Annotated in this window: 24 protein-coding genes; 7 read left to right on the forward strand and 17 right to left on the reverse strand. The window is 55.2% G+C overall.

The window, feature by feature from the left end:
* Window positions 1-19: 19 nt before the first annotated feature.
* On the reverse strand, window positions 20-463 hold the full coding sequence (gene nudB / locus F0Q32_RS09345; RefSeq protein WP_149462822.1) for a dihydroneopterin triphosphate diphosphatase: 444 nt from the start codon (window positions 461-463) through the stop codon (window positions 20-22).
* Window position 464: 1 nt separating this feature from the next.
* Window positions 465-2,252 (reverse strand): aspartate--tRNA ligase, encoded by a 1,788-nt coding sequence (gene aspS / locus F0Q32_RS09350; protein WP_149462823.1) that lies wholly within the window; start codon window positions 2,250-2,252, stop codon window positions 465-467.
* 244 nt (window positions 2,253-2,496) lie between these two features.
* Between aspS and F0Q32_RS09360 the strand changes: the two genes are divergently transcribed.
* Genes F0Q32_RS09360 through cmoB form a run of 5 tightly spaced genes read left to right on the forward strand, consistent with a single transcriptional unit; the run spans window position 2,497 to window position 6,074 of the window.
* Window positions 2,497-3,063 (forward strand): hydrolase, encoded by a 567-nt coding sequence (locus F0Q32_RS09360; RefSeq protein WP_149462825.1) that lies wholly within the window; start codon window positions 2,497-2,499, stop codon window positions 3,061-3,063.
* Window positions 3,060-3,878: a DUF72 domain-containing protein gene (locus F0Q32_RS09365; RefSeq protein WP_149462826.1), complete on the forward strand. Its 819-nt coding sequence runs from the start codon at window positions 3,060-3,062 to the stop codon at window positions 3,876-3,878. The genes F0Q32_RS09360 and F0Q32_RS09365 overlap by 4 nt, the downstream gene beginning before the upstream one ends.
* 52 nt (window positions 3,879-3,930) lie before the next feature.
* Window positions 3,931-4,326, forward strand: a complete 396-nt coding sequence (locus F0Q32_RS09370; protein WP_113857109.1) for an MAPEG family protein — start codon at window positions 3,931-3,933, stop codon at window positions 4,324-4,326.
* Between the two features lie 39 nt (window positions 4,327-4,365).
* Entirely contained in the window at window positions 4,366-5,109 is a 744-nt protein-coding gene (gene cmoA / locus F0Q32_RS09375) for a carboxy-S-adenosyl-L-methionine synthase CmoA (protein ID WP_149462827.1), read from the forward strand.
* Window positions 5,106-6,074: a tRNA 5-methoxyuridine(34)/uridine 5-oxyacetic acid(34) synthase CmoB gene (gene cmoB, locus F0Q32_RS09380; protein ID WP_149462828.1), complete on the forward strand. Its 969-nt coding sequence runs from the start codon at window positions 5,106-5,108 to the stop codon at window positions 6,072-6,074. The genes cmoA and cmoB overlap by 4 nt, the downstream gene beginning before the upstream one ends.
* Window positions 6,075-6,373: 299 nt before the next feature.
* On the opposite strand, the gene F0Q32_RS09385 is transcribed toward cmoB, so the two are convergent.
* From F0Q32_RS09385 to F0Q32_RS09400, 4 genes are all read right to left on the reverse strand, one after another.
* Complete coding sequence (locus F0Q32_RS09385) at window positions 6,374-7,072, reverse strand: RES family NAD+ phosphorylase (RefSeq protein WP_149462829.1); 699 nt, start codon at window positions 7,070-7,072, stop codon at window positions 6,374-6,376.
* Window positions 7,069-7,470 carry an MbcA/ParS/Xre antitoxin family protein gene (locus tag F0Q32_RS09390; RefSeq protein WP_149462830.1) on the reverse strand — a complete coding sequence of 134 codons (402 nt, stop codon included), beginning with the start codon at window positions 7,468-7,470 and terminating at the stop codon, window positions 7,069-7,071. Before F0Q32_RS09390 ends, F0Q32_RS09385 begins: the two co-directional genes overlap by 4 nt.
* A 195-nt stretch (window positions 7,471-7,665) precedes the next feature.
* Window positions 7,666-8,409 carry a copper homeostasis protein CutC gene (gene cutC, locus F0Q32_RS09395; RefSeq protein WP_149462831.1) on the reverse strand — a complete coding sequence of 248 codons (744 nt, stop codon included), beginning with the start codon at window positions 8,407-8,409 and terminating at the stop codon, window positions 7,666-7,668.
* 75 nt (window positions 8,410-8,484) lie between these two features.
* Window positions 8,485-9,051: a VOC family protein gene (locus tag F0Q32_RS09400; protein ID WP_149462832.1), complete on the reverse strand. Its 567-nt coding sequence runs from the start codon at window positions 9,049-9,051 to the stop codon at window positions 8,485-8,487.
* Window positions 9,052-9,283: 232 nt separating this feature from the next.
* Between F0Q32_RS09400 and argS the strand changes: the two genes are divergently transcribed.
* Window positions 9,284-11,017: an arginine--tRNA ligase gene (gene argS / locus F0Q32_RS09405; protein WP_149462833.1), complete on the forward strand. Its 1,734-nt coding sequence runs from the start codon at window positions 9,284-9,286 to the stop codon at window positions 11,015-11,017.
* Window positions 11,018-11,167: 150 nt separating this feature from the next.
* Here argS and F0Q32_RS09410 read toward each other — a convergent pair whose 3' ends face one another.
* The 11 genes from F0Q32_RS09410 to tar all read right to left on the reverse strand — a co-directional run bounded on the left by F0Q32_RS09410 (window position 11,168) and on the right by tar (window position 24,158).
* Window positions 11,168-12,307, reverse strand: coding sequence for a glycoside hydrolase family 105 protein (locus F0Q32_RS09410; protein WP_149462834.1), 1,140 nt, complete (start codon window positions 12,305-12,307; stop codon window positions 11,168-11,170).
* A 5-nt stretch (window positions 12,308-12,312) separates the two neighbouring features.
* Complete coding sequence (locus tag F0Q32_RS09415) at window positions 12,313-13,896, reverse strand: MFS transporter (RefSeq protein ID WP_149462835.1); 1,584 nt, start codon at window positions 13,894-13,896, stop codon at window positions 12,313-12,315.
* Between the two features lie 252 nt (window positions 13,897-14,148).
* Window positions 14,149-14,544 carry a flagellar protein FlhE gene (locus F0Q32_RS09420; protein ID WP_304627158.1) on the reverse strand — a complete coding sequence of 132 codons (396 nt, stop codon included), beginning with the start codon at window positions 14,542-14,544 and terminating at the stop codon, window positions 14,149-14,151.
* Window positions 14,541-16,619, reverse strand: a complete 2,079-nt coding sequence (flhA, locus tag F0Q32_RS09425; RefSeq protein ID WP_149462836.1) for a flagellar biosynthesis protein FlhA — start codon at window positions 16,617-16,619, stop codon at window positions 14,541-14,543. Before flhA ends, F0Q32_RS09420 begins: the two co-directional genes overlap by 4 nt.
* Window positions 16,612-17,760 (reverse strand): flagellar biosynthesis protein FlhB, encoded by a 1,149-nt coding sequence (flhB, locus tag F0Q32_RS09430; RefSeq protein WP_015964003.1) that lies wholly within the window; start codon window positions 17,758-17,760, stop codon window positions 16,612-16,614. Before flhB ends, flhA begins: the two co-directional genes overlap by 8 nt.
* A gap of 133 nt (window positions 17,761-17,893) precedes the next feature.
* Entirely contained in the window at window positions 17,894-18,538 is a 645-nt protein-coding gene (gene cheZ / locus F0Q32_RS09435; RefSeq protein ID WP_149462837.1) for a protein phosphatase CheZ, read from the reverse strand.
* 10 nt (window positions 18,539-18,548) lie between these two features.
* Window positions 18,549-18,938 carry a chemotaxis response regulator CheY gene (gene cheY / locus F0Q32_RS09440; protein WP_149462838.1) on the reverse strand — a complete coding sequence of 130 codons (390 nt, stop codon included), beginning with the start codon at window positions 18,936-18,938 and terminating at the stop codon, window positions 18,549-18,551.
* Window positions 18,939-18,952: 14 nt separating this feature from the next.
* On the reverse strand, window positions 18,953-20,002 hold the full coding sequence (locus F0Q32_RS09445) for a chemotaxis response regulator protein-glutamate methylesterase (RefSeq protein ID WP_149462839.1): 1,050 nt from the start codon (window positions 20,000-20,002) through the stop codon (window positions 18,953-18,955).
* Window positions 19,999-20,853, reverse strand: coding sequence for a protein-glutamate O-methyltransferase CheR (gene cheR / locus F0Q32_RS09450; RefSeq protein ID WP_149462840.1), 855 nt, complete (start codon window positions 20,851-20,853; stop codon window positions 19,999-20,001). The genes F0Q32_RS09445 and cheR overlap by 4 nt, the downstream gene beginning before the upstream one ends.
* A gap of 20 nt (window positions 20,854-20,873) precedes the next feature.
* Window positions 20,874-22,475, reverse strand: a complete 1,602-nt coding sequence (locus F0Q32_RS09455; protein WP_149462841.1) for a methyl-accepting chemotaxis protein — start codon at window positions 22,473-22,475, stop codon at window positions 20,874-20,876.
* A gap of 39 nt (window positions 22,476-22,514) precedes the next feature.
* Window positions 22,515-24,158, reverse strand: coding sequence for a methyl-accepting chemotaxis protein II (gene tar, locus F0Q32_RS09460; RefSeq protein WP_149462842.1), 1,644 nt, complete (start codon window positions 24,156-24,158; stop codon window positions 22,515-22,517).
* Window positions 24,159-24,401: 243 nt separating this feature from the next.
* Between tar and F0Q32_RS09465 the strand changes: the two genes are divergently transcribed.
* Window positions 24,402-25,673 carry a dicarboxylate/amino acid:cation symporter gene (locus tag F0Q32_RS09465; RefSeq protein WP_149462843.1) on the forward strand — a complete coding sequence of 424 codons (1,272 nt, stop codon included), beginning with the start codon at window positions 24,402-24,404 and terminating at the stop codon, window positions 25,671-25,673.
* The last annotated feature ends 133 nt before the right edge of the window (window positions 25,674-25,806 follow it).

Here is a 25,806-nt window from a genome sequence, read left to right on the forward strand (position 1 = left end):
CCTCAAAAAGCGCGCCCTATCAGGCGGCGTTAATTACAAACTCTTCAATCGCCTGCCGGTTGCTCCACGACTTGGTTAAGGCCGCGGCGTCCACAGCATTAACCCAGCGGTAGGTCAGATGTTCAGTGAACACGATCTCCCGTTCGTGAGGGAGCGCAAGGCAAAACCAGGATTCAGTATTGCGCATGACCCCCGGCGCATAGCGATGACGTAAATGACTAAAAATTTCAAACTCCACCGTACGCTGACAATCCATAAGATTCAGACGCTCTGCGAAAATATCGACAGAGACCTCTTCCTTTACTTCACGCGCGGCAGCCTGCGGCGCGCTTTCACCCTCTTCCACGCTGCCGGTAACCGACTGCCAGAAATCAGGATCATCACGCCGCTGTAGCATCAGCACCCGCTTCGTGTCCTCGGCATAAATCACCACGAGAATCGACACGGGACGCTTGAATGACATATTACTTGTTCTCCAGCGACTCTTTTGCTTCCTTCGCCACGACCTGAATGTTCAGTTCAGCCAGAGAAGCCGGATTCGCGAAGCTTGGCGCTTCAGTCATCAGACAGGCTGCTGCCGTGGTTTTCGGGAAGGCGATAACGTCACGGATGTTATCGGTGCCGGTCAGCAGCATGGTCAGACGGTCAAGACCGAATGCCAGGCCTGCGTGCGGCGGCGTACCGTATTTCAGTGCGTCGAGCAGGAAGCCGAATTTCTCACGCTGTTCCTGTTCGTTAATGCCCAGAATGCCGAACACGGTCTGCTGCATTTCACCACGGTGAATACGCACAGAACCTCCGCCCACTTCATAGCCGTTGATGACCATGTCGTATGCGTTCGCTACCGCGTCTTCCGGTGCCGCTTTCAGTTCGTCAGCGGTCATGTCTTTCGGCGAGGTGAACGGGTGGTGCATCGCGGTCAGGCCGCCTTCACCGTCGTCTTCAAACATCGGGAAGTCGATAACCCACAGCGGCGCCCACATGGACTCGTCGGTCAGATTAAGGTCTTTACCCAGTTTCAGGCGCAGTGCACCCAGCGCGTCGGCAACCACTTTTTTGTTGTCCGCGCCGAAGAAGATCATGTCGCCGTCTTGTGCGCCGGTGCGCTCAAGAATCGCTTCTACGATTTCTGCATTCAGGAATTTCGCTACCGGGCTGTTGATGCCTTCCAGACCTTTTGCACGTTCGTTGACTTTAATATAAGCCAGACCTTTCGCGCCGTAGATCTTCACGAAATTGCCGTATTCGTCGATAAGCTTGCGGGTCAGTGCCGCACCGCCAGGAACACGCAGCGCCGCAACGCGACCTTTCGGATCGTTTGCCGGGCCAGCGAAGACCGCGAATTCAACATCTTTCAGCAGATCAGCAACATCTACCAGTTCCATCGGGTTACGCAGGTCCGGTTTATCGGAACCGTAACGGCGTTCGGCTTCGGCAAAGGTCATGATCGGGAAATCACCCAGGTCCACGCCTTTGATTTCCAGCCACAGCTGACGAATCATCGCTTCCATGATCTCACGCACTTGCGGTGCGGTCATGAAGGAGGTTTCGACATCGATCTGGGTGAATTCCGGTTGGCGGTCAGCACGCAGGTCTTCGTCACGGAAGCATTTTACGATCTGATAGTAGCGGTCGAAGCCGGACATCATCAGCAGCTGTTTGAACAGCTGTGGAGACTGCGGCAGCGCGTAGAATTTACCTTTATGTACGCGAGACGGTACCAGGTAGTCGCGCGCGCCTTCCGGGGTCGCTTTGGTCAGCATCGGGGTTTCGATATCGAGGAAACCGTGATCGTCCATAAAGCGACGCACAAAGCTGGTGATTTTCGCACGAGTCTTCAGGCGTTGCGCCATTTCCGGGCGACGCAGGTCGAGGTAGCGGTACTTCAGACGCGCTTCTTCGGTGTTAACGTGGTTTGAATCCAGCGGCAGTGATTCTGAACGGTTGATGATGGTCAGATCAGACGCAAGCACTTCGATTTCACCGGTGGCCATGTCGGCGTTGACGTTCTTCTCGTCACGTGCACGCACGGTGCCGGTTACCTGAATGCAGAACTCATTACGCAGTTCGGAGGCCAGCTTTAATGCGTCGGCACGATCTGGATCGAAAAACACCTGCACGATGCCTTCGCGGTCACGCATATCAATGAAGATGAGGCTACCGAGATCACGACGACGGTTGACCCAACCACACAGAGTCACCTGCTGCCCAACGTGGGACGGTCGAAGCTGTCCGCAATATTCTGTACGCATGAGATATCCCTTAACTTAGCCGCAGGCACAACTGTCGCAGCTTTAGCTGAATGTCACTACTGGATGAAAAAAGGGGGCTATTATACTGGAAATTCTCGCTGGCGATAAGCCCGGCGCGCTTTATACGCACGTTTGCTGAACGCTTATTGCGCAGACTCACAAAAATTAACAAAATAGATCCCGCTGATAACCGTTCAGGCGTCGTAAGGTATTGCTCTGTTTGCCTGTTTAGATGAGAAACGTGATGTTGAATATTGACGTGAAAAAGACCGCACTGGTGATTATTGACCTGCAGGAAGGCATTTTACCCTTCGCGGGAGGCCCCCATTCTGCGAGTGATGTCGTCACTCGCGCCGCCCACCTCGCGGACAAATGCCGGGCAGTGGGTGCTTCGGTGGTGATGGTGCGCGTGGGTTGGTCTGCGGATTTCGCCGAAGCGCTGAAACAGCCGGTTGATGCGCAGGCTGGCGCACACGCGTTGCCGGACAACTGGTGGACCTACCCGCAGGCGCTGGGCAAACAAGAGCGCGACATTGAAGTCACTAAACGCCAGTGGGGCGCATTTTACGGCACCGACCTGGAGTTACAGCTACGTCGTCGCGGCATCGACACCATTATCCTGTGCGGTATTTCCACCAACATTGGCGTGGAATCCACCGCGCGCAACGCCTGGGAACTGGGCTTTAATCTGATCATCGCTGAAGACGCGTGCAGCGCCGCCAGTACGGAGCAACACCAGGGCAGCATGACGCATATTTTCCCGCGCATCGCCCGCGTGCGCAGCACTGAGGAGATAGCTCAGGCGCTATGATTTACATCGGTTTGCCGCAGTGGTCACATCCCAAATGGGCACGCCAGGGCATTAGCGGGCTGGAGGATTATGCCCGTTACTTTAACTGCGTCGAGGGGAATACCACGCTCTATGCTCTGCCGAAAGCGGAAATCGTCACCCGCTGGCGTGAGCAGACCGGCGATGATTTTCGCTTCTGTTTTAAATTCCCGGCGACCATTTCCCACGAAGCAAAACTTCGCCACTGCGATGACCTGACCACGGAATTTTTTCAGCGGATGTCGCCGCTGGAAGAGAGGATTGGGCAATACTGGCTCCAGTTGCCCGCCACCTTCGGCCCCCAGGATCTTCCCGTTTTATGGGCTTTCCTCGACGGCCTGCCGAAAAATTTTACCTATGGCATTGAAGTGCGCCATCCGCAGTTTTTCGATAAAGGTGCAGCCGAACAGCAACTGAATCGTGGATTGATTGAACGCGGCATCAATCGCACGATCCTCGACAGTCGACCGGTGCATGCCGCCGTGCCACACACCGAGGCTATCGTTGACGCACAGCGTAAGAAACCGAAAGTGCCGGTTCACGCTATTGTTACCGCCGGTAATCCGATGGTCCGGTTTATCGGTAGTGATGATATGGTGCAGAATCAGGCATTTTTTGCCGCCTGGCTGAAGAAACTTCCCGAGTGGGCAACCACCACAACGCCGTATCTGTTTTTGCACACACCGGATATTGCACAGGCGCTGGAGCTGGTGAACACCCTCTGGCATGACCTGCAAATCGCACTGCCGGAAGTGGGTTCTGGGCCCGCGATCCCACAACAATCTTCTCTTTTTTGATATTCCTACCTATCATAGTGAATGCCATCTGCCAGCGAGAAAGGGAGTTTGTATGGTAAGTGCGCTTTATGCCGTACTGGCCGCACTGTTGTTGATCAAGTTTTCCTTCGACGTCGTTCGCCTGCGCATGCAATATCGCGTCGCCTACGGTGACGGCGGTTTTAGCGAACTGCAAAGCGCGATTCGTATTCACGGTAATGCGGTGGAATATATTCCCATCGGCGTCATTTTATTGCTGTTTATGGAAATGAACGGTGCGGAAACCTGGATGGTTCACCTGTGCGGTATTTTGCTGCTGGCAGGCCGTCTGATGCATTATTACGGTTTTCATCATCGCCTCTTCCGCTGGCGTCGCTCTGGCATGAGCGCGACCTACATTTCGCTTCTGCTCATGGTACTGGCAAATCTGTGGTATCTGCCGTGGGAGTTGGTTTTCTCACTCCGTTAGCGCACAATACGCCGTTTTCGTTTTTTCGGATTTTACGTTATGTCTCACCGCGACACGCTTTTTTCTGCGCCAATTGCCCGTCTCGGCGACTGGACCTTTGATGAACGGGTAGCCGAAGTCTTCCCGGATATGATCCAACGTTCCGTCCCCGGCTATTCCAATATCATCTCGATGATCGGTATGCTGGCGGAACGTTTTGTCCAGCCAGCAACCCATGTCTACGATCTCGGCTGCTCGCTGGGTGCGGCAACGCTCTCCATTCGCCGAAATATCGCCCATGAGAGCAGCAAGATTATCGCGGTGGATAACTCCCCGGCGATGGTGGAACGCTGCCGTCGCCATATTGACGCCTATAAAGCGCCAACGCCGGTTGAGGTGATTGAGGGTGATATCCGCGATATCGAGATTGAGAACGCCTCGATGGTGGTGCTCAACTTTACCCTGCAATTTCTTGAGCCCGCTGAACGTCAGGCGCTGCTGAATAAAATCTACAAAGGGTTAAATCCTGGCGGTGCACTGGTGCTGTCGGAGAAATTCAGCTTCGAAGACGCCACCGTCGGCGAACTGCTGTTTAATATGCATCACGACTTCAAGCGGGCCAACGGTTATAGCGAACTGGAGATCAGCCAGAAACGCAGCATGCTGGAAAACGTGATGCTTACCGATTCTGTCGAAACCCATAAAGCGCGCCTGAGCCAGGCTGGTTTTGAACACTGCGAACTGTGGTTCCAGTGCTTTAATTTTGGTTCGCTGGTGGCATTGAAAGCGGGAGCGGCGGCATGATCGAATTCGGCAATTTTTACCAGCTGATTGCGAAAAATCACCTTTCCCACTGGCTGGAAACGTTACCCGCGCAAATTGCCACCTGGCAGCGCGATCAGCATGGCTTGTTTAAGCAGTGGTCCAACGCCGTCGAGTTTCTGCCAGAAATCACCCCGTGGAAACTGGACCTGCTGCACAGCGTAACCGCCGAGAGCGAAACACCGCTCAGCGACGGGCAAATCAAACGCATCGATACGTTGATGCGCAATCTGATGCCATGGCGCAAAGGCCCCTACTCCCTTTATGGCGTGAATATTGATACCGAATGGCGCTCCGACTGGAAATGGGAACGCGTACTGCCGCACCTTTCCGACCTCACCGGACGCACTATTCTGGATGTCGGCTGCGGTAGCGGTTATCACATGTGGCGCATGATTGGCGCGGGCGCGCATCTGGCGGTCGGTATCGACCCCACGCAGTTGTTCCTGTGCCAGTTTGAAGCGGTGCGTAAATTGCTGGGGAATGACCAGCGTGCACACCTGCTGCCGCTCGGCATTGAACAGCTTCCAGCGCTGAAAGCCTTTGATACCGTGTTCTCAATGGGCGTGCTGTATCATCGCCGTTCGCCGCTGGAACACCTCTGGCAGTTGAAAGATCAACTGGTGAGTGAAGGTGAGCTGGTGCTGGAAACGTTGGTGGTTGAAGGTGACGAAAATACGGTACTGGTGCCGGGCGATCGCTACGCGCAGATGCGTAATGTTTACTTTATCCCTTCCGCCCCGGCATTGAAAAACTGGCTGGAGAAGTGCGGCTTTGTTGATGTGCGTATCGTGGATATGTCCGTCACGTCCACCGAAGAACAGCGCCGGACCGAATGGATGGTAACCGAGTCACTGGCCGACTTCCTCGACCCGAATGACCCGACAAAAACGATTGAAGGTTACCCGGCCCCGCTGCGCGCAGTATTGATTGCAAAAAAACCTTAATTTCTTCACAACGCCTGATGCGCTTCGCTAATCAGGTCTACAAATCACCGTAGGTCGGATAAGGCGAAGCCACATCCGACAATGCACCTCCTGCACCATGCCTGATGCGCTTCGCTTATCAGGTCTACAAAACATCGTAGGTCGGATAAGGCGAAGCCGCATCCGACAATGCATCGCCTGCACCATGCCTGATGCGCTTCGCTTATCAGGCCTACAAATCACCGTAGGTCGGATAAGGCGAAGCCGCCATCCGACAATTCACCGCCTGCACCATGCCTGATGCGCTTCGCTTATCAGGGCTACAAAACACCGTACAACCGGATGCTGAGAATGTTGGAAATCGATCTGCCGTTCCAGTGATACTCCAGGTGCTCGGTCTGGAGGATCTTCGTTACCAGACAAGGCCTGTACAGCACATAGCAGGTATGTCCGGCGTGGCGAACGGAGCAATAGTGAATGCCGTCAACGTTCAGCGCCTTTTGCTGCTGCGCAAACGCCTTCGACTGGCTGTAATCCGTGGCATGATAAATCGAAGAAGAGAGGTAAGGTTCCTGCGTGATATCCACCAGCGTGGCATCAAACTCGGTGTAAAGCACCCGCATCTGAACTTTCTGAGCCGGTTCGTTGGTGTAACCAAAAATGCGCTCCTGATGATACACCGTCTCTTTCACCGCCGTATCAAGCTGTGGCGCACAGTAATAACCGCCAAAATCTCCCGTCGTGAAACGTGCGCCCTCAGGATTCACATGCGTAAAAGCCGCCATGACATAGCTACAGCCATTAAGCCCAACAAGCCAGTCTTCTTTTGGCACTCGGGATAACGTGCCCACTTGCTCCTGTAACCGCTCATTGGTGATGGCTTCAACCGCCCACACGGCTTCTAATTCATCGCTACTGGCGACATCCTCGAATAAATCGATAGTGGGATAGCGGCTGGGGATAATGCGATAAGCCGTTGCACCTTTAAAGGGGGTGAGGATGGGCGCATCATTCTTCACGCCATTCCCCCTCTCCACGCCTGAAGTCGCGTGGCAACTTCGTAAAGGTCAGCAACGCGACCGCCGCTCATCACGTCCATTGCTGAGCGCCCGGCGAAGAAAGGATGATTATTCGGTTTGCGCACCCAGCCATAAATGCTGTCGTCGGCGGTGAACAACACGCGCAGGCACTTATGAATGTTAAGGATGTAGCTCATCCGCTCAAGCGTATCTGCACTGAGGCGGATGCCACCGCTCACCTCTTTATATTTGTTCAATGTTGAACGCGAACTCACACCCAACAGTTTTAACTGTTCATCTGTGGTGCATTGCCATTTATCCAGAATACGGAAGACAACGGGCAGCGCCTTACTGGTATCAATCGCATTATCTTCATGCTGTTTATTGACGATTGCCATAGTTCCCCCTCGCCTGTGCGGCTGCAACGCATATTTCATATAAGAACAATAATAGCTCATCCGTCCATTTATGTACACTATCGAATATACCAGCGTTACACCGTCCGTGAGATAAAAAAAGGCCCCTGTTGAATTGGCAGGGGCCTGGTACAAGCAAACATCACATTGGGCGACATGATGCGCGGTAAAAATCGGTTATTCGGCGCGGCGCGCGATAATCGCCTTCATTTGCGCAACGGCGGTTGCGTCGACGGCATAGCGCGAGTATTCATCCGCATCCGGGTCTGTTGACATGGAGAGCCCCGGATTACGGTAACGCATTACCGACGGGATCCACTGCCCGGCAGAGCTGTGAACTTCTTTCACACCTGCCTCAAGAAACAGTTCAAGGTTGCTGGCCCTGACTCCTGCCCCCGCCATAATGATTGGAGCATCGGCACGAGCAATAAGTTCCCGAATTAATGAAAGTCCTTTTTCCGCTGACGCTTTTTGCCCGGATGTCAGTACCCTTGCCACGCCCAGTTTTGCCAACGTATCAAAAGCTTGCTGAGGATCCGCGCACATATCAAAGGCGCGATGAAAAGTCACCGCCAGCGGGCCCGCCGCTGCCATAATTTGCTGCATCCGCGCGTTATCGACGTTACCATCTTCATCCAGCACGCCGATCACCAGACCAGGAAAACCCAGTTCGCGGACGGTGTGCACATCGTTGAGCATCGTCTGAAACTCACCGTCGGTGTAGCAAAAATCACCACCGCGCGGGCGAATAATTGGATGAACCGGAATCGACACCTGCTCTCGGGTGGATTTCAACACACCATAAGAAGGCGTCAGCCCGCCCTCCAGCGGCGCGGCACACAATTCGATGCGATCGGCACCGTTTTTTTCTGCGCTCAGCGCGCATTCCATGCTGTAACAGCATATCTCCAGCACTGCCATTCGATTCTCCATCACTCAAAACTGGGCGGATCATGCCACGATTAGTGGCTGTAGACCCCGCGTTACTTCACATTGTTACACTGCCTGCTCGCTGGCAACGATCGCTTCAATTGTCCAGGGGTGAAATTTGATGGTCACGTTACCGTCGGTAACGGCCAGAGTCGGATTAGGCAGACGCTCCTTCTCCCCTTTCGGCGAACTGGTTTTGACAAAAATTCCCGGCTGGCTTAGCCCGTCATCGCTCAATAATGCCAGGGCGCGGGCATTCAGGCTCTCTGGCTCTCCCGGCAGCACGATTTCAATATGCTCCCAGCCTTCGTGGGGATAGCGCTTTTCACCCGGCCAGGGAAGCTCGACCACGCTGAACTGCCAGTGCGCCACACAAACAGGCTCACGCAGTTTAAACAGGCAGATGGGGCGGCCATTGATGGTATTCTCTGAAAGCAGTTCACCGCACTGCTCCAGCCCGCGACGCCAGCGCTCAGCGGTGGCATTTTGGTGACAGCGGAGCGAAATATGGTCGGCATCGAGCGGGGCAATATGTAAACCCAGACGAGTGGAAAGTTCTATTAACGCCTGAACGAAACGCGGGAGATCCGCAGAAATATCATTCAGTTCTTCGATTGTCTGCCAGTTAGCCATTTTCCCACTCCTGTTTCTAATAAAGGCGCTAATCTACCCTGTTGTGGGTGGTGAACCAAGAGCAGCGGCGTGGTGAATGGTTATTCATTAATCGTGCGGGCGCATCTGGCGGTTTGTAACGCGTCCCTGATGCTGACGCCATCAGGCAAATGCAGTATACTCCCGCCTTAATTTATCCACACCCGACGCGGCTCTTAACGCGATGCCACGTCTTTCAATGTAAGGTATTTCGGTGAATATTCAGGCTCTTCTCTCAGAAAAGGTTAGCCAGGCCCTGATTGCGGCAGGCGCGCCTGTCGATTGCGAACCGCAGGTTCGTCAGTCAGCAAAAGTACAGTTCGGCGACTATCAGGCTAATGGCGTGATGGCGGTTGCGAAAAAACTGGGCATGGCGCCGCGACAACTGGCAGAGCAGGTCCTGTCTCACCTCGACCTTACCGGTATTGCCAGCAAAGTTGAAATCGCCGGCCCGGGGTTTATCAACATCTTCCTCGACCCGGCATTCCTGGCCGAGCACGTCAACAACGCGCTGCCCTCCGATCGTCTGGGAATTACCCAGCCCGCACCGCAAACCATCGTGGTGGACTACTCTGCGCCTAACGTCGCAAAAGAGATGCACGTGGGTCACCTGCGTTCCACCATCATCGGTGATGCCTCTGTTCGTACCCTGGAACTGCTGGGCCATAAAGTCATCCGCGCAAACCACGTTGGTGACTGGGGTACCCAGTTCGGCATGCTGATCGCGTGGCTGGAAAAACAGCAGCAGGAAAACGCCGGTGAAATGGAACTGGCTGACCTCGAAGGTTTCTATCGCGATGCTAAAAAACACTACGACGAAGACGAAGCGTTTGCCGAGCGCGCGCGTAGCTACGTGGTGAAACTGCAGGGCGGCGATGAATATTTCCGTGACATGTGGCGCAAGCTGGTCGATATCACCATGACTCAGAACCAGATCACCTACAACCGTCTGAACGTCACCCTGACGCGCGACGACGTAATGGGTGAAAGCCTTTACAACCCGATGCTGCCGGGCGTTGTTGCTGACCTCAAAGCAAAAGGCATGGCTGTAGAGAGCGAAGGCGCAACCGTGGTGTTCCTTGACGAGTTCAAGAACAAAGAAGGTGAACCTATGGGCGTCATCATCCAGAAAAAGGATGGCGGCTACCTCTACACCACTACGGATATCGCCTGTGCGAAATACCGTTACGAAACCCTGCACGCCGACCGCGTGCTGTACTACATCGACTCCCGTCAGCATCAGCACCTGATGCAGGCGTGGACCATCGTGCGCAAAGCGGGTTACGTGCCGGAATCCGTACCGCTGGAACACCACATGTTCGGCATGATGCTGGGCAAGGACGGCAAGCCGTTCAAAACCCGTGCCGGCGGTACCGTTAAACTGGCGGATCTGCTGGATGAAGCACTGGAACGCGCCCGTCGCCTGGTTGCCGAAAAGAACCCGGATATGCCTGCCGATGAGCTGGAAAAACTGGCCAATGCGGTCGGTATCGGCGCGGTGAAATATGCGGATCTCTCTAAAAACCGTACCACCGATTACATCTTCGACTGGGACAACATGCTGGCGTTTGAAGGTAACACTGCACCGTATATGCAGTATGCCTACACCCGTGTGCTTTCCGTGTTCCGCAAAGCAGGTATCGAAGAAAGCGAACTGCTGAACGCAACGGTTGAGATTAAAGAAGATCGCGAAGCCCAGCTGGCTGCGCGCCTGCTGCAGTTCGAAGAAACCCTGAACGTGGTCGCTCGCGAAGGCACGCCGCACGTGATGTGTGCCTACCTGTACGATCTGGCCGGTCTGTTCTCTGGCTTCTACGAGCACTGCCCGATCCTGAGCGCAGAAAGCGAATCTGTTCGCAACAGCCGTCTGAAACTGGCGCTGCTGACCGCGAAAACGCTGAAAACCGGTCTGGATACGTTGGGTATTGAGACGGTAGAGCGGATGTAATAAAGAAACCCGGCATCAGCCGGGTTTTTCAATTGCAGCCATGGTGCGCGTTGTTCTTGCCGGATGCGGCGTAAACGCCTTATCCGGCCTACAAATTATGCAGAGACTCTGTAGGTCGGATAAGCGAAGCGCATCCGGCACGTTGCACCATCAAAAATACTTACGCAAATATTCCGTCAGACACAGAATCGCCATCGCCTGGCCATATGGCATAGAGGTCAGCGGGATCTCGCGATAGAAATCGAGATTCGCACCCATCCCGGTACCAAATGAGGTTTGCAGCAATTCCCCTTCCGGCGAGATGTGTTTCACAATTCCTTTAATCGCTTTTTCCGCCACTTCCGCATACTCCGCCCCGACGTAGCGCTTACGCACAGCCTTGAGGATCCCATAGGCAAATCCCGCTGTTGCAGAGGCTTCCAGGTAAGAGTTTGGATCGTCGAGCAACGTGTGCCACAGGCCGCTTTCATCCTGGCATTTCGCCAGCGCGGCAATCTGCGCATTCAGTACCTGCACCAGATAACGACGCACAGCGTTGTTTTCCGGCAGATCCACAAGTTCCAGGAAGTCAGGGATCACAATCGTCAGCCAGCTATTGCCTCGCGCCCAGCGGGCATTGGCGAAGTTATGCTGACCATCGTAGGTCCAGCCGTGAAACCAGAGACCGGTCTCCCGGTCCATCAGGTTCTGTACGTGCAGCAGGAACTGATATACCGCCTCTTCAACATATTCCGGTCGATTGAGCAATTTACCAATTTTCGCCAGTGGCAATACGGTCATCATCAGCGTGTCATCCCACATCTGTTGATGGTTTTCCTCCGCCAGCGTAATGTGCTGCATGCCGCCGTGATTGGTGCGCGGCATCTCGTTCATCGCCCACTCAGCCCAGCTATCGAGCCACGGCAAATACGCGGCGTTACCGGTCTCTTCGTAGCGATACGCCAGCGTCAGGAACGGCGCCATGGTGTTGACGTTTTTGGTGGTTGCCCCTTCAGCAAAGCGATCGGCGAACCAGTTGTCGATGATGTCGCGCATCGCCACATCGCCGGTCTGCTGGAAGTACTGGTGAATACCGTACAGGCCGACGCCGTGCGTCCACTCCCAGCCCGCCCAGCCTTTGGTGTCAATCACTCGGCCATCGTCAAGGCGCAGCAGGAACTGACCCGTTTCATCCTTGATGTTGACCAGATTGTTGGTCACCGTCTGGATCAAATCCTTCAGTTCTTCCCGGGAGATAAAACGCTCCGGTTGACGTAATAACGCGCTGTGTTTTACCGGCCAAACTTTCATATCCATTAACCTCTGTGATAAGTCGAATTCAATGTGACACCCTGCTTAAGCGATGGCGCAGCAGGTTTGTTACGATTCAGATAACCAATATTGTTGTTGCCCCACAGGGATTCATATGGCATCCCTGCCAGCATTTCGACCGTGGCGCGGGCAGCCGGGGTGATGCTTTCCGGCATTGCGCGGCCCGACTCACGCATTTTCGCGGTCTCTTCACGCAGGACGCTGTGCGTTTTCAGATTCAGTTTGAAACGCAGGGAGACCAGGAAGCCGAAGGCCAGTACCAGAATGGTGCCGAAGCTTAAGATCATCAGAATGGTGTGGCTTACTTCCGGTGGCTGAACTTTCTGGCCAGAGACAAAGCCTGACATCTGCATGATGATACCCACCATCATCACCGCACCCGCCTGAGACGCTTTACGTGTCAGGGTCATGATGCCCGCAAAGATACCTTCACGGCGCTGGCCGGTAATCACTTCATCGACGTCAGAAATATAGGTGTAGGTGTTCCACGGCACATAGTTGATACCACCGCGTCCCAGACCGGCAATGGCTGAAATCAGCAGCAACAGGGAATAAACATCGCTCATGCCCGCGTAATACAGCATCGCATAGGAGAGTGAACCGAGGCCAAACAGTACCACCACCATGCGGTAAGACGGCGCGGGCCCAAAGCGGATACACAGCGGGATCATGGCGATAACCGCGATAAACTGGAAGATAGCCATAGTGCCCAGCAGATTAGACGCCATGGAGGCTTCCTGCATCAGCACGAAGACCACGTAGTAGGTAAACACTGCGTTAAAGACGTCCTGTGCAATATAGCCACCGAGGTACATTCCCAGGTGCTGGCGGAAAATTTTAATCCGCAGTGTGGAGGTCAATTCGGTAATTAACCGGCTCATGCTCTGCGCAAATGTCAGGTGTTTTTTCTCTTCTTCCGCACGCAGCGCCGCTTCCGTCCACTCTTCACGCGGGCGCTCCCAGGTGAAGAACCAGACAAAGGTCAGCATCATCGCGCACAGCACCGAGAAGACCAGGCTTGCGTAGAAAAAGGAGATAGCGTTGTCTTTGCCGAAAGTGGTCAACAGAATGCCCGGCAGGAAAGAGGCCAGAATCGCCGACATCTGCGCCATAGAAATACGTGCGCCGGAGAACTTGGTTTTCTGTTTGAAGTCGTCGGTCATTTCCGGCACCAGGGTTTCATACGGCACCAGAATCATGGTGTAGACGATATCGAAGATCAGGTACGTCAGCAGGTAATACCAGAATCCCATGTCTCCGACCCACATGAAGGAGTAGCTGAAGACGCAGGGAATACCGAGCAGAATAAAGAACTTACGGCGACCAAAGCGCTTGCCAAGCCAGGTCGAACCGAAGTTATCGGTCAAGAAGCCCATCAGTGGACTGACAACGGCATCCAGCACGCGCGCCGTAGCAAAAATGAACGTGGCTTCAATCGGCGTTAAGCCGCAGAAGGTAGTGTAGAAATAGAGCAGCCAGGCTGCGGTTAACGCAGTCGTGCCTGCGCCGAGAAAATCCCCTGACCCGTAAGCAAGGTAATTAGCCAAACCTATTTTTCGTGTTTTCATCGCCGTGGATCCTGTGTTTTTTAAGGCCCCTCTCAGAAGACAAGAGAGGACTGACACGGCTACAGTAAAATCATGCAAAGCTTGATACCTTTCCATTATTGCCAGCGGAATCCATTCACTGGCAAAAATGCAAAGAGTGGTGGCACGTGCTTCACTGATTTATAAAACAACGTTTCTTTTCAATCAAAAGAAGGGACCAGAAATGCGAGGCGCGCTACAGATTAGCGCGGCATACGGCGAAAGAAAGTACAACTAGCGGTAATTCGCAATCACCTCATAACGGCGGATCTTCATCGCCGGCACCAGTCTACCGCCCCCCGGCACTTGCCAGATAAAACGTAGTGATTCCCTGGCGGATATGCCACTGAACGCGTGCGTCGTTCCGCTCTGACCGTCCAGCTCGACGCAGCGCGCAGAAGTGCACAAGCGTGTTTGTAACCCGGCGGGCGTCGGGCCGATAAGCTCGTAGCGCCACGCCACCAGCGTCATTTTACCCGTGACCGACTGAGTCGCGCTCAGCGGTAAAGATGATGCCGCCTCACCGCGATAATTCAGCGTCATTCCCGCGCGACTGGCCTGCCAGGCCCCCTCTCCCGCCGCATGAACGGTGAGGGGCAAACACAATAACAGCAGAAACTTAATCATCATTTACCGCCAATCGTCGCAGTCATGCGGATGTTACGGTTGTCCGAAAGTTCCAGGCTGGAGAGCACCACCAGCTGTGGCAGGCTACGGCGTAAGAAGCGCGATAACAGCGGACGCAATGCATGATTCACCAGCAGCACCGGCGGCGCACCGAGCATCTCCTGACGCGCCAGCGCCTCCTGGGTTTGCGCCAGCAATCTGTCCGCCAGCCCCGGCTCCAGCCCCCCGCCACTCTGCAAGGCCTGCAACAATAAGCGTTCCAGCGGCGCATCCAGGCCAATCACCTGCACTTCATCGCTGCCAGGGAACCAGCGCTGCGTGATAGCTCTACCCAGCGCCACGCGCACCACCGCCGTCAGTTCATTCGGATCGTGTTGTATCGGTGCGTGTTCCGCCAGCGTCTCCAGGATGGTACGCATATCGCGAATCGGCACTTTCTCATCAAGCAGATTTTGCAGCACTTTATGCAGCGTAGTGAGCGTGACCACGCCCGGCACCAAATCCTCCGTCAGTTTTGGCATCTCCTGGGTGACGCGATCCAGCAGTTGCTGCGCTTCCTGACGCCCAAACAGCTCTGCCGAGTGCTGGCTTATCAAATGGTTAAGATGTGTGGCGACGACGGTACTGGCCTCCACCACCGTAAAGCCCTGAATTTGTGCCTGCTCTTTTAGCGCATTCTCAATCCAGATTGCCGCCAGCCCAAACGCGGGATCGACCGTCACTTCGCCGGGCAGCGTCCCCGCCGCCGTACCAGGGTTAATCGCCAGCCAGCGCCCCGGATAGGCTTCTCCGCTGCCAATCTCTACGCCTTTGAGTAAGATGCGATAGCGCGCGGGCGGCAGATCCATATTGTCGCGGATGTGCACCACTGGCGGCAGGAAGCCCATCTCCTGGGCGAATTTTTTACGGATGCTGCGAATACGTCCCAGCAGCTCGCCATCCTGCTGGAAATCCACCATCGGGATCAGGCGATAGCCGACCTCCATGCCCAATGTATCTTCCAGCTGTACGTCATTCCAGGTAGCCTCGACCGCCTGTGTATTCTCCACAGGTTTGGTTTGCGGTGCCGGTTCCGGGGCTTTCATTTCGCGCCCGCGCAGCCACCAGGCAAGCCCAAGTAGCGCAGCAGTAAACAGCAGGAAAACAAAGTTTGGCATACCTGGCACCAGCCCAAGCAGGCCCAACACAGCGGCACTCAGCATCATCACGCGCGGGTTGCTGAACAGCTGGCCGACCATCTGCTGCCCCACATCCTGCTCGGTGCTGACGCGGGTCACAATCACCCCCGCAGCGGTAGAAATAACCAGCGCCGGGATCTGCGCGACCAGGCCATCACCGATAGTCAGCAGCGTGTACGATTCCGCCGCTTTGCCCATCGGCAGCCCGTGCTGTAAGACCCCCACCAGCAGGCCACCGATGATGTTTATCACCATTATCAGGATCCCGGCGATGGCGTCGCCACGCACAAACTTACTCGCCCCGTCCATCGAACCGTAAAAATCGGCTTCCTGCGTCACTTCGGTACGACGCTTTTTAGCCTCCTCTTCGCCGATGATCCCGGCGTTGAGATCCGCGTCAATCGCCATCTGTTTACCCGGCATGCCGTCCAGCACAAAGCGTGCGCCCACTTCGGCAATACGCCCGGCACCTTTGGTGATCACCATAAAGTTGATAATCACCAGGATGATGAACACCACAATCCCGATAGCAAAGTTACCGCCGACGAGGAAGTGGCCGAAGGCCTCCACGACTTTCCCCGCCGCCGCGCCGCCGGTATGCCCTTCCATCAGGATGATACGCGTGGATGCCACGTTGAGCGCCAGACGCAACAGCGTCGTGAAGAGCAGAATAGTGGGGAATGCCGCAAACTCCAGCGTCCGCTGGGTGAACATCGCCACCAGCAGCACCATAATCGATAGCGCGATGTTGAAGGTAAACAGCAGGTCGAGAACAAATGCCGGTAGCGGCAGCACCATCATCGACAAAATCAGCAGGATCAGCACCGGCCCGGCGAGAACCTGCCATTGGGTTGATTTAAAATTGTCGGGCAGACGCAGCATTGCAGCCAGATTAGCCATCAGAGTCCTTCTCATTCAAAAAATCCAGCGCCTCAGGCACCGGCAGGTTATCAGGTTTTTTCGGGGGTGTTCCGCCCGCCAGACGCCAGCGTTTAAGCTGCCATACCCAGGCGAGCACCTCCGCAACCGCGGCATATAGCTGGCCGGGAATTTGCTGCCCCACTTCCGCGTGACGATACAGCGCACGCGCCAGCGGAGGGGCTTCCAGCATCGGCACGCGGTTTTCTTCGCCCAGTTCACGAATACGCAGCGCCACCAGCCCGGCGCCTTTTGCCACCACGCGCGGGGCGCTCATTTTGTTTTCGTCGTATTGCAACGCCACCGAATAGTGGGTTGGGTTATTGACGATAACGTCGGCTTTCGGGACGTCGGCCATCATGCGTCGACGCGCCGCCGCGCGCTGCATCTGGCGAATTCGCCCTTTCACATGCGGGTCGCCTTCGCTCTGTTTAAATTCATCACGAATGTCCTGGCGCGACATGCGTAGTTTTTTCAGGTGGCTATAGATCTGCCAGAAGACGTCAAACCCGACCATCGGGATAATCGCCAGCACCACCAGCAGGGCGCAAAAACCGACCATATTTAGTGCGTTACCCATCGCCACCAGCGGCGATTCGCTGATAAGCCGCATCATATCCGGCCAGTGCAGCCATAAGAACAGCCCGGCCATACTGCCCATCAGTAGCGATTTCATCACCGCTTTCATCAGTTCCGCCGCCGTTTGCGCCGAGAACATGCGCTTAATGCCCGGCAACGGGTTAAGTTTGTCGAGTTTGAATGCCAGCGATTTGGTGCTGAACACCAGCCCGCCGAGCATCACCGGGGCCACCAGCGCCACCACCACCACGCCAACAATCAGTGGCATCAGCGCCAGCATCGCCTCTTTCAGCAGCAGGATTATCTGCCCCAGAATGAGATTAGGATCGTTGATAATTGAGTGGTCGAAGCGTAGGCCGGAAGAGAGCAAGCTGGCTAAACGTCGGGCGAGCGATTCCCCGCCAAGCCAGATGACGCAGACTCCCACCAGCAGGATCAACAGCGACGTTAATTCTCGGGAACGCGGAATTTGCCCCTCTTCCCGAGCTTTCTCTAACCGTTGGGGTGTGGGGTCTTCTGTTTTGTCGTCGTTTTCTTCTGACACGCGGTGGCTCTCGCAGACTCATCCACGGTCATTATTACGCGAGGGGAAAAGAACAATCGGAGGAAAAGCGGCGTAAAACGGGGGGAACTCCCCCGTTTACGCTACGGTCAGTACACCGACCGCCCAGCATCAATCAGAACCCTAAACTGTCCAGCAGGTCATCCACCTGATCCTGGCTTGCGACCACGCCCGCTTTTGAGGTGTCCACCTGTGGGCCATTGAGCAGGCTTTCGTTTTCGCGTTTAGCGCGTGATGCAGGTTCAGGCATATTCTCCAGCAGCACCATTAACAGCTGGCGCTCGATCTCCTGGATAACATCCATCATCCGCTTGATAACCTGCCCGGTCAGATCCTGGAAATCCTGCGCCATCATAATTTCCAGTAACTGAGCATTGGTAAAACGGGTGTGTTCGGGCACGTCGCGCAGATACTGGCGCGTGTCGGTGACCAGCTCACGCGCATCCGATAGCGCAATCGGATTTTCAAACCACGCATCCCAGCGCGTACTGAGCGCGTTAGCATTTTTCTCCAGGGCGTCCTGGTGAGGTTGCGATGCCTCGACGCTATTCAGCGCGCGCTCGGCTGCCTGCGCGGTCATCTGCACCACATAGTCCAGACGATCGCGCGCATCAGGAATCGCTTCCGCCGCTTCAGCAATCGCTTGATCAAGCCCCAGTTCACGCAGGCTGTCGCGCAGCATGCGGGTCAGGCTGCCGATACGCGCAATGATATCAGCAGCAGAATGTTCGTCATCGGGCTTAATGGGGGGGTGTATCATGGTCATCTCCTCACATGCCCAGCTTCTCGAAAATCTTATTCAGCTTTTCTTCGAGCGTCGCTGCGGTAAACGGCTTCACCACATAGCCGCTGGCACCGGCCTGTGCAGCAGCAATAATGTTCTCCTTTTTCGCTTCTGCGGTCACCATCAGCACCGGCAGTGCGGACATACCGCCATCGCCGCGAATCGTTTTCAGCAGATCCAGTCCGTCCATATTTGGCATGTTCCAGTCAGAAATCACAAAGCCAAAGCCACCCGCCTGCAATTTATTCAGCGCATCAACACCGTCTTCCGCTTCTTCGACATTATTAAACCCCAGCTCTTTAAGCAGGTTTCGCACAATGCGGCGCATGGTGGAAAAGTCATCCACAACCAAAAACTTAAGCTCTTTATCCGCCATTCACTTCTCTCCTGTTATATACGTATTGCCTGTCCGGCACTGATTTTCGCTAGCATTTGCTGGCTTATCTGACTGAGATCGACCACTTCGCTGACGCCACCCATATTGATGGCTTCGCGCGGCATGCCGAACACCACACAACTGGCTTCGTTCTGGGCGATGGTCCACGCACCCGCCTGGTGCATCGCCCGCATTCCTGCCGCGCCGTCGTTGCCCATCCCGGTGAGGATCACGCCAACGGCATTGCGCCCTGCATGTTGAGCAACGGAATGAAACAGCACATCCACTGACGGCCGGTGGCGATTTACCGCCGGTCCGTCGTGAATTTTGATTTGATAGTTCGCCCCGCTACGTGCCAGCTCAAGATGACGATCGCCCGGCGCGATATAGGCATGCCCCGGCAGGACGCGTTCACCGTCTTCCGCTTCTTTCACGCCAATCTGGCACAGCTTATTGAGCCGATCGGCAAACGATCGTGTAAACCCTGGCGGCATATGCTGGGTGATCAACAACGCCGGGCTGGTCACCGGCAGCGGCTGCAACACATGGCGAATCGCCTCGGTTCCGCCGGTCGACGCGCCAATGGCAATCAGCTTTTCCGAGCTCAGCAATGGCCCGCTTTTTAAGGTGACCGGTGCGGCGACCGTTTTATGCGCGGAAATTTGCGCCCGCGCCGCCGCTCGCACTTTGTCGGCAATCATTTCGCTGTAGGCCAGCATCCCTTCCCGGATACCCAGTTGTGGCTTGGTGACAAAATCCACCGCCCCCAGTTCCAGCGCCCGCAGCGTTACTTCCGACCCTTTTCCCGTCAGCGAAGAAACCATCACCACCGGCATCGGGCGCAGGCGCATCAGCTTCTCAAGAAAGTCGAGGCCATCCATGCGCGGCATCTCAACATCCAGCGTCAGGACATCGGGGTTAAATTTTTTGATCAGATCGCGCGCCACCAGCGGATCTGGCGCAGTGGCAACCATTTCCATATCGCTGTGGCTGTTGATAATCTCGGTCATGATTTGCCGCATCAGCGCCGAATCATCCACCGACAGCACCCTGATTTTACTCATGTGTTTTCCTTACCCAGCGCGTAAACCGTTTGCCCCCGCAGGCTGAATTCATGCACGAGGTGGCTAAAGTTCTCCGAATGCCCGGCAAACAGTAATCCGCCGGGTTTAAGCAGCGGAATAAAGCGGCGGAGGATCGCCTGCTGGGTCGCTTTATCAAAATAGATCATCACGTTACGACAGAAAATCGCATCGAATGGCCCCGGAACGTTGTAGTGTCTTTCCAGCAAATTCACGTTAGAGAAATCCACAAAATTGCTCAGTTCCGGACGCACTTTCACCAGCCCGGTATGCGGGCCAGTACCGCGCATAAACCAGTTTTGTAGCTGCTGTTGGGTAAGTGTTTTCAGCTCTTCCTGACGATAGATACCGTTCCGTGCTTTGTTCAGCACTTCCGTATCAATATCGCTGGCATGCACTTTCCAGCGCCCCGGTGCGTTACCCAGCGTATTGGCGAGCGTCATAGCGATGGAATAGGGCTCCTCACCCGTAGAGGCCGCGGCACTCCAGACCCGGTATTCACCGCGCCGTTTTGCGGCGTGCTCGGCAAGCGTCGGGAAATGGTGCGCCTCACGAAAGAAGGCCGTGAGATTGGTGGTGAGTGAGTTAATAAACGCCTGCCATTCGGTGCTTTCGGTATCCCCTTCCAGCAACGATAAATAGTGACCAAAGTCATCCAGCGCCAGCGTGCGCAAGCGCCGTACCAGGCGGTTGTAGACCATATCGCGCTTGTGATCCGCCAGCACAATACCTGCACGCTGGTGGATCAATTGGCTTATCCGACGGAACTGCGCGTCGGACAGCTCAAGGCGCTGCGTCATCGATGTAGTTAACGACGAGGGAATAGATGTCATAGCGCCTTCTTTCATTACTTTCAGGAAACCGCAGGCTGTGCGTTCTGCACTACCCGCTCAGGAGAAACAGAAGTCAGTTCTTCAATCTTAAATACGGAGACCAGGGCAGTGAGCGTGTCCGCCTGCCCGGTCAATTGCTCCGTTGCGGCGGCGCCCTCTTCAACCAGCGCGGCGTTCTGCTGCGTCACCTGATCCATCTGGCTGACCGCAAGCGCGACCTGCTCAATGCCGCGACGCTGTTCATCTGACGCCGAGGCAATCTCGCCCATGATGTCGTTGACCTGAGTAACCGAATGGACGATTTCACCCATCGTTTTGGCGGCGGTATCCACCAGTGCCGATCCTTCCTGCTCGCGGGCAACCGACTCTTCAATCAATACTTTGATCTCCTTCGCCGCCTGAGCGCTGCGGCTTGCCAGGTTACGCACTTCACCCGCGACCACCGCAAACCCGCGCCCCTGTTCGCCCGCGCGAGCCGCTTCTACCGCCGCGTTAAGCGCCAGAATGTTGGTCTGGAAAGCGATACCGTCAATCACGCTGATGATGTCGCCGATTTTCTGCGAACTGGTGGCGATGCTTTGCATGGTATGCGCGACGTTTGATGCCTGATCGCCCCCCTGGCGCGCCGTGCGCGCCGCGTTACTGGCGAGTTCGGACGCCTGACGCGCGTTGTCGGCGTTTTGTCCGACGGTGGCGGTAAGCTGCTCCATACTGGCCGCCGTTTCTGCCAGCGATGCCGCCTGTTGTTCGGTACGCGATGAGAGATCGTTATTGCCTGCGGCTATTTCGGAAATGCCCGTATGCATGGCGTAGCTACTCTGACGGACCTGGCTGACGGTGTTGCGCAACGCATCCTGCATCGCCTTCAGCCCGGCAAAAATCGCGCTGATTTCGTTTTTACCGTATACCGCAATCGGGCGAGCAAGGTCGCCTTTGGCGATGCTGTCAAAATGGTCGCTGACTATTTTCAACGGCGACACAATCATCCGCCGCGACCACAGCAGGGAACCCGCGGTAATCAGCACCGCCAGCACCACCATGGTAAGGAACATCAATTGTGAACGCTGATAATCACGCTGACTTTCCGCCCGCGCCTCATCAATGTACGCATCGATGTGGCGCTGCCAGCCCTGGTAATCCGCATCAAATTTGGCCTGCATTTTTTGCACCGGCGAGCCAAGGAAATCGGCAAGCTGATTGGTTTCGAGCCAGGTAGCCTGATGTTCGAGGCCGTTACGCCAGGCGCTGAAGCTGGCTTCCGTCCGCTCACCCAACTGGCGCGACTCGGTTGAACGCTGTTCAATCGATTTAAAGGCAGCAAATTCAGTGTCAGCCAGTTTGAGCGCCTGTCGTGCATCTACCATTCCGGCTTTGATTTCATCAAGCGGATACCCCAGCGCGGTCAGCGTGCCCGTGCGATTCAGCACCTGGCTGGTCTGTAGCAGTGCCGCACGCGCCGCCATCAGCGAACTGAGCTGCTGGCCGCTGTGTTCAATTTGCTCAAGGTTTTGTTGGCCGTCGCGAAAGGCCCAAAAAGAGAGGCCGTTGCTGCCAATCTGTAACAGGCCGCAAATTATCAAAATCAAAAACAACGTGGTCGAAATGCGAATACGAGTAAACATCACCACTCCTGTTACGCAGGCAATCGCGCCTGACACAAATTAAAAGGTTTCCCAGTTTTCTTCTGAACGCGCGACCGCAGGCTGAACAACCGGTGCCGACGCTGTTTTTGGCAAGACGGCCGCGCGTTTGAGTGACGCCAGCCGAAATGCGCTGACCGCTTCGCTCAACTTCCCGGCCTGCTCTTCCAGCGCAGCCGCCGCAGCAGCGGATTCTTCGACCAGCGCGGCGTTTTGCTGTGTGACTTTGTCCATTTCGGTGACCGCCAGCGCGACCTGGTCTATCCCACGACTCTGCTCATCAGAGGCGGAGGAGATTTCACCCATAATGTCGGTCACACGGGTGACGGCGTTGACAATCTCATGCATGGTTTCCCCAGCGCCTTCCACCAGCCGGGAACCGGCATCCACCCGTTCAACCGAGTTGTCGATCAGGGCTTTAATCTCTTTTGCCGCCTGAGCACTGCGGCTGGCAAGGTTTCGCACTTCGCCGGCGACCACGGCAAACCCGCGCCCCTGCTCACCCGCTCGGGCGGCTTCTACGGCGGCGTTTAGTGCCAGAATGTTGGTCTGGAAGGCGATGCCATCAATGACGCTGGTGATATCAGCGATTTTCTGCGAACTCCCGGCGATATCGTGCATGGTGCTGACCACGTCATCCACCACATTGCCGCCGCGACGCGCGGTTTCCGAAGCACTTTGCGCCAACCGTGAGGCCTGACGCGCGTTATCGGCGTTCTGTTTTACCGTCGCAGTGAGCTGTTCCATGCTGGCGGCGGTCTCTTCCAGCGAGGCAGATTGTTGTTCAGTGCGTGAAGAGAGGTCGTTATTTCCGGCGGCGATTTCGCTGGTGCCGCTGTAAATAGCATCTGTGCCCTCGCGAACGCGGGTGACCGTGTCAATTAACGCGTGCTGCATATGGTTAACGGTATCCGCCAGTTGGGTCAGTTCATTGCGTCCTTTCAATACCAGCTCGGGCGTCAGGTCGCCATTGGCGATGTGGCGGATGTGGGTCATGACATGATTAAGCGGCGTCAACAGAATGCGGCGAATACCAAACCACACAGCCAGCAGCACCGCCGCCAGCACCAGCGCCAGGATCATTAACTGCCAGCGGGCGAACTGATAATCATGGCTACTGGTTGTAAAGGCCTGTTGATAGAGCGACTCACTTTGCGCGCGATACACCCCCATCGCCTCGCCCATGGCGTTCTGTTTACCCTGGGTCGGCTGAGCAAAGTAGGCGTCCATGTTTCCCTGCTCCAGAAAACCAATCAGCTCCTGTAAGGCCGCGAAATAGGCCTGGGCTTGTTGCGCAACACGCTGGCTGGCCTGCGCCATTTCCGGCTCAACCGTCACCTGATTAAATCGTGTGATATGCGCCTGAGCCTGCGCCAGCGTTGATTTGGCATTCTTCAGCAAATCGGTTTTGGCGCTGCTTTGAAGATTGCTGGTATCCATCATCATGCGCGCCGAGGAGCGGCTGAGGTTGATACGCGTTTGCAGCATCAGATCCCAGGCGTCTGTCAGCTCGGCCTGCTGAGTACGAAGGGCGTTAGAGAGCGCAAAACTGTGCTGGTTTTGCGAAAGAGACGAAAAAAGTAATCCCCCGGAGAGCAATTGCAAAAGTGCGAATACGACCAGCACCAACATCAGCAGGGTGACAACGCGGATACGGTTTAACATACAACACCTTCTCGATGACGTGATATCGGTGTTATCGGCATCGGGAAGTGAAACTTTAAGCAGAGAAACAGGGTTTCCCCGCACGAATGCGCAAAATTACAACATTTCCGATAAACCCTAAAAAATAGTTGTAAATCTGTCCGCTTTAATCCAATTTATACTACGAATGAATTAATGGAATTACATAATAAAAAATCATTGATCATCATGTTAATTATTCGTAACACGACGGGGAAATATTAAGTGGCAAACGCAAATAAACTCACGGTATTTATCGTGATTTTCATGCTGGCGGGGATTCTCACCGGCGCAATGATCCATTCCTACGCATCAGCAGACTCCATTACCGCATGGTCCGATAACATCACCCTGCTCACCGATATCTTCCTGCGCCTCATCAAAATGGTTATTGCGCCGTTAGTGTTCAGTACGCTGACCGTGGGGATTATGCGCCTGGGTGAAACTTCGACGATTGGCCGCGTTGGCGGTAAAGCCATGGTGTGGTTTATCAGCTCATCCGTGCTCTCCATCCTGGTGGGGCTGTTTATTGTCACTCTGGAGCAGCCGGGTAGCGGAATGAATCTTGCCATCCCTGCCGGTACGGTTGAGACCGGGCTCGCCACCAATGGCATGTCGCTGAAAGCATTCCTGGCGCACACCATTCCAACAAGCATCGCGGGCGCGATGGCCGATAACGAAATCCTGCAAATTGTGGTCTTCTCAATGTTCTTCGGTATTGGCGGCGCATCGTTGGGGCAGAAATTCAATGCGCCGCTGGTTGCTGCACTGGATGTCGTTTCGCATATTATGCTGAAGGTGACGGGCTATGTGATGTACGTCGCTCCGCTGGCCATTTTCGCCGCTATCTCTTCGGTTATTGCGAAAGAAGGTCTCGGCATTTTGCTGAACTATGCCTCTTTCATCGGCGGTTATTACCTGGCGATTCTGCTCACCTGCCTGGTATTGATCGGCGTGGGTTACATGGTGCTGAAGAAAGAGATTTTCCGCCTGGTCAATATGCTTAAAGATCCGGTGCTGGTGGCGTTCACCACCAGTAGCTCTGAAGCAGCCTATCCAAAAACACTGGAACAGCTGGCGAAATTTGGTTGTTCGCCGAACATCGTCTCTTTCGTTCTGCCGATCGGTTACTCCTTTAACCTGGTGGGGTCGATGGTGTACTGCTCGTTTGCATCAATGTTTATCGCCCAGGCCTACAATATTCAGCTGAGCTTCTCTGAAATTACCGTATTGATGCTGACGCTGATGCTGGCATCAAAAGGTATCGCCGGGGTTCCGCGCTCTGCGCTGGTGGTGCTGGCGGCGACCATTCCGAGCTTTAATATTCCGGTGGCGGGCATTCTGTTGTTGATGGGGATTGATCACTTCCTCGATATGGGGCGTTCCGCCATTAACGTGCTGGGTAATGGCGTGGCGGCGGCGATGCTGTCGCAAAATGAAGGGATGCTGAGCGAAGGCGAAGCGGAAGAAGTGGAGCAGCAGGAAGTGCAGGCTTAACGTAACTGGCATTGTGCGGTTTGTGGGATTGCCGGATGGCGGCTACGCCTTATCCGGCCTACAAATCGCACCTGACTCGTACATCGAGCAAACCGCACCAGCCCGTAGGCCTGATAAGCGAAGCGCCATCAGG

It is taken from the genome of Pseudocitrobacter sp. 73, assembly GCF_008369545.1.
GTDB lineage: Bacteria > Pseudomonadota > Gammaproteobacteria > Enterobacterales > Enterobacteriaceae > Pseudocitrobacter > Pseudocitrobacter vendiensis.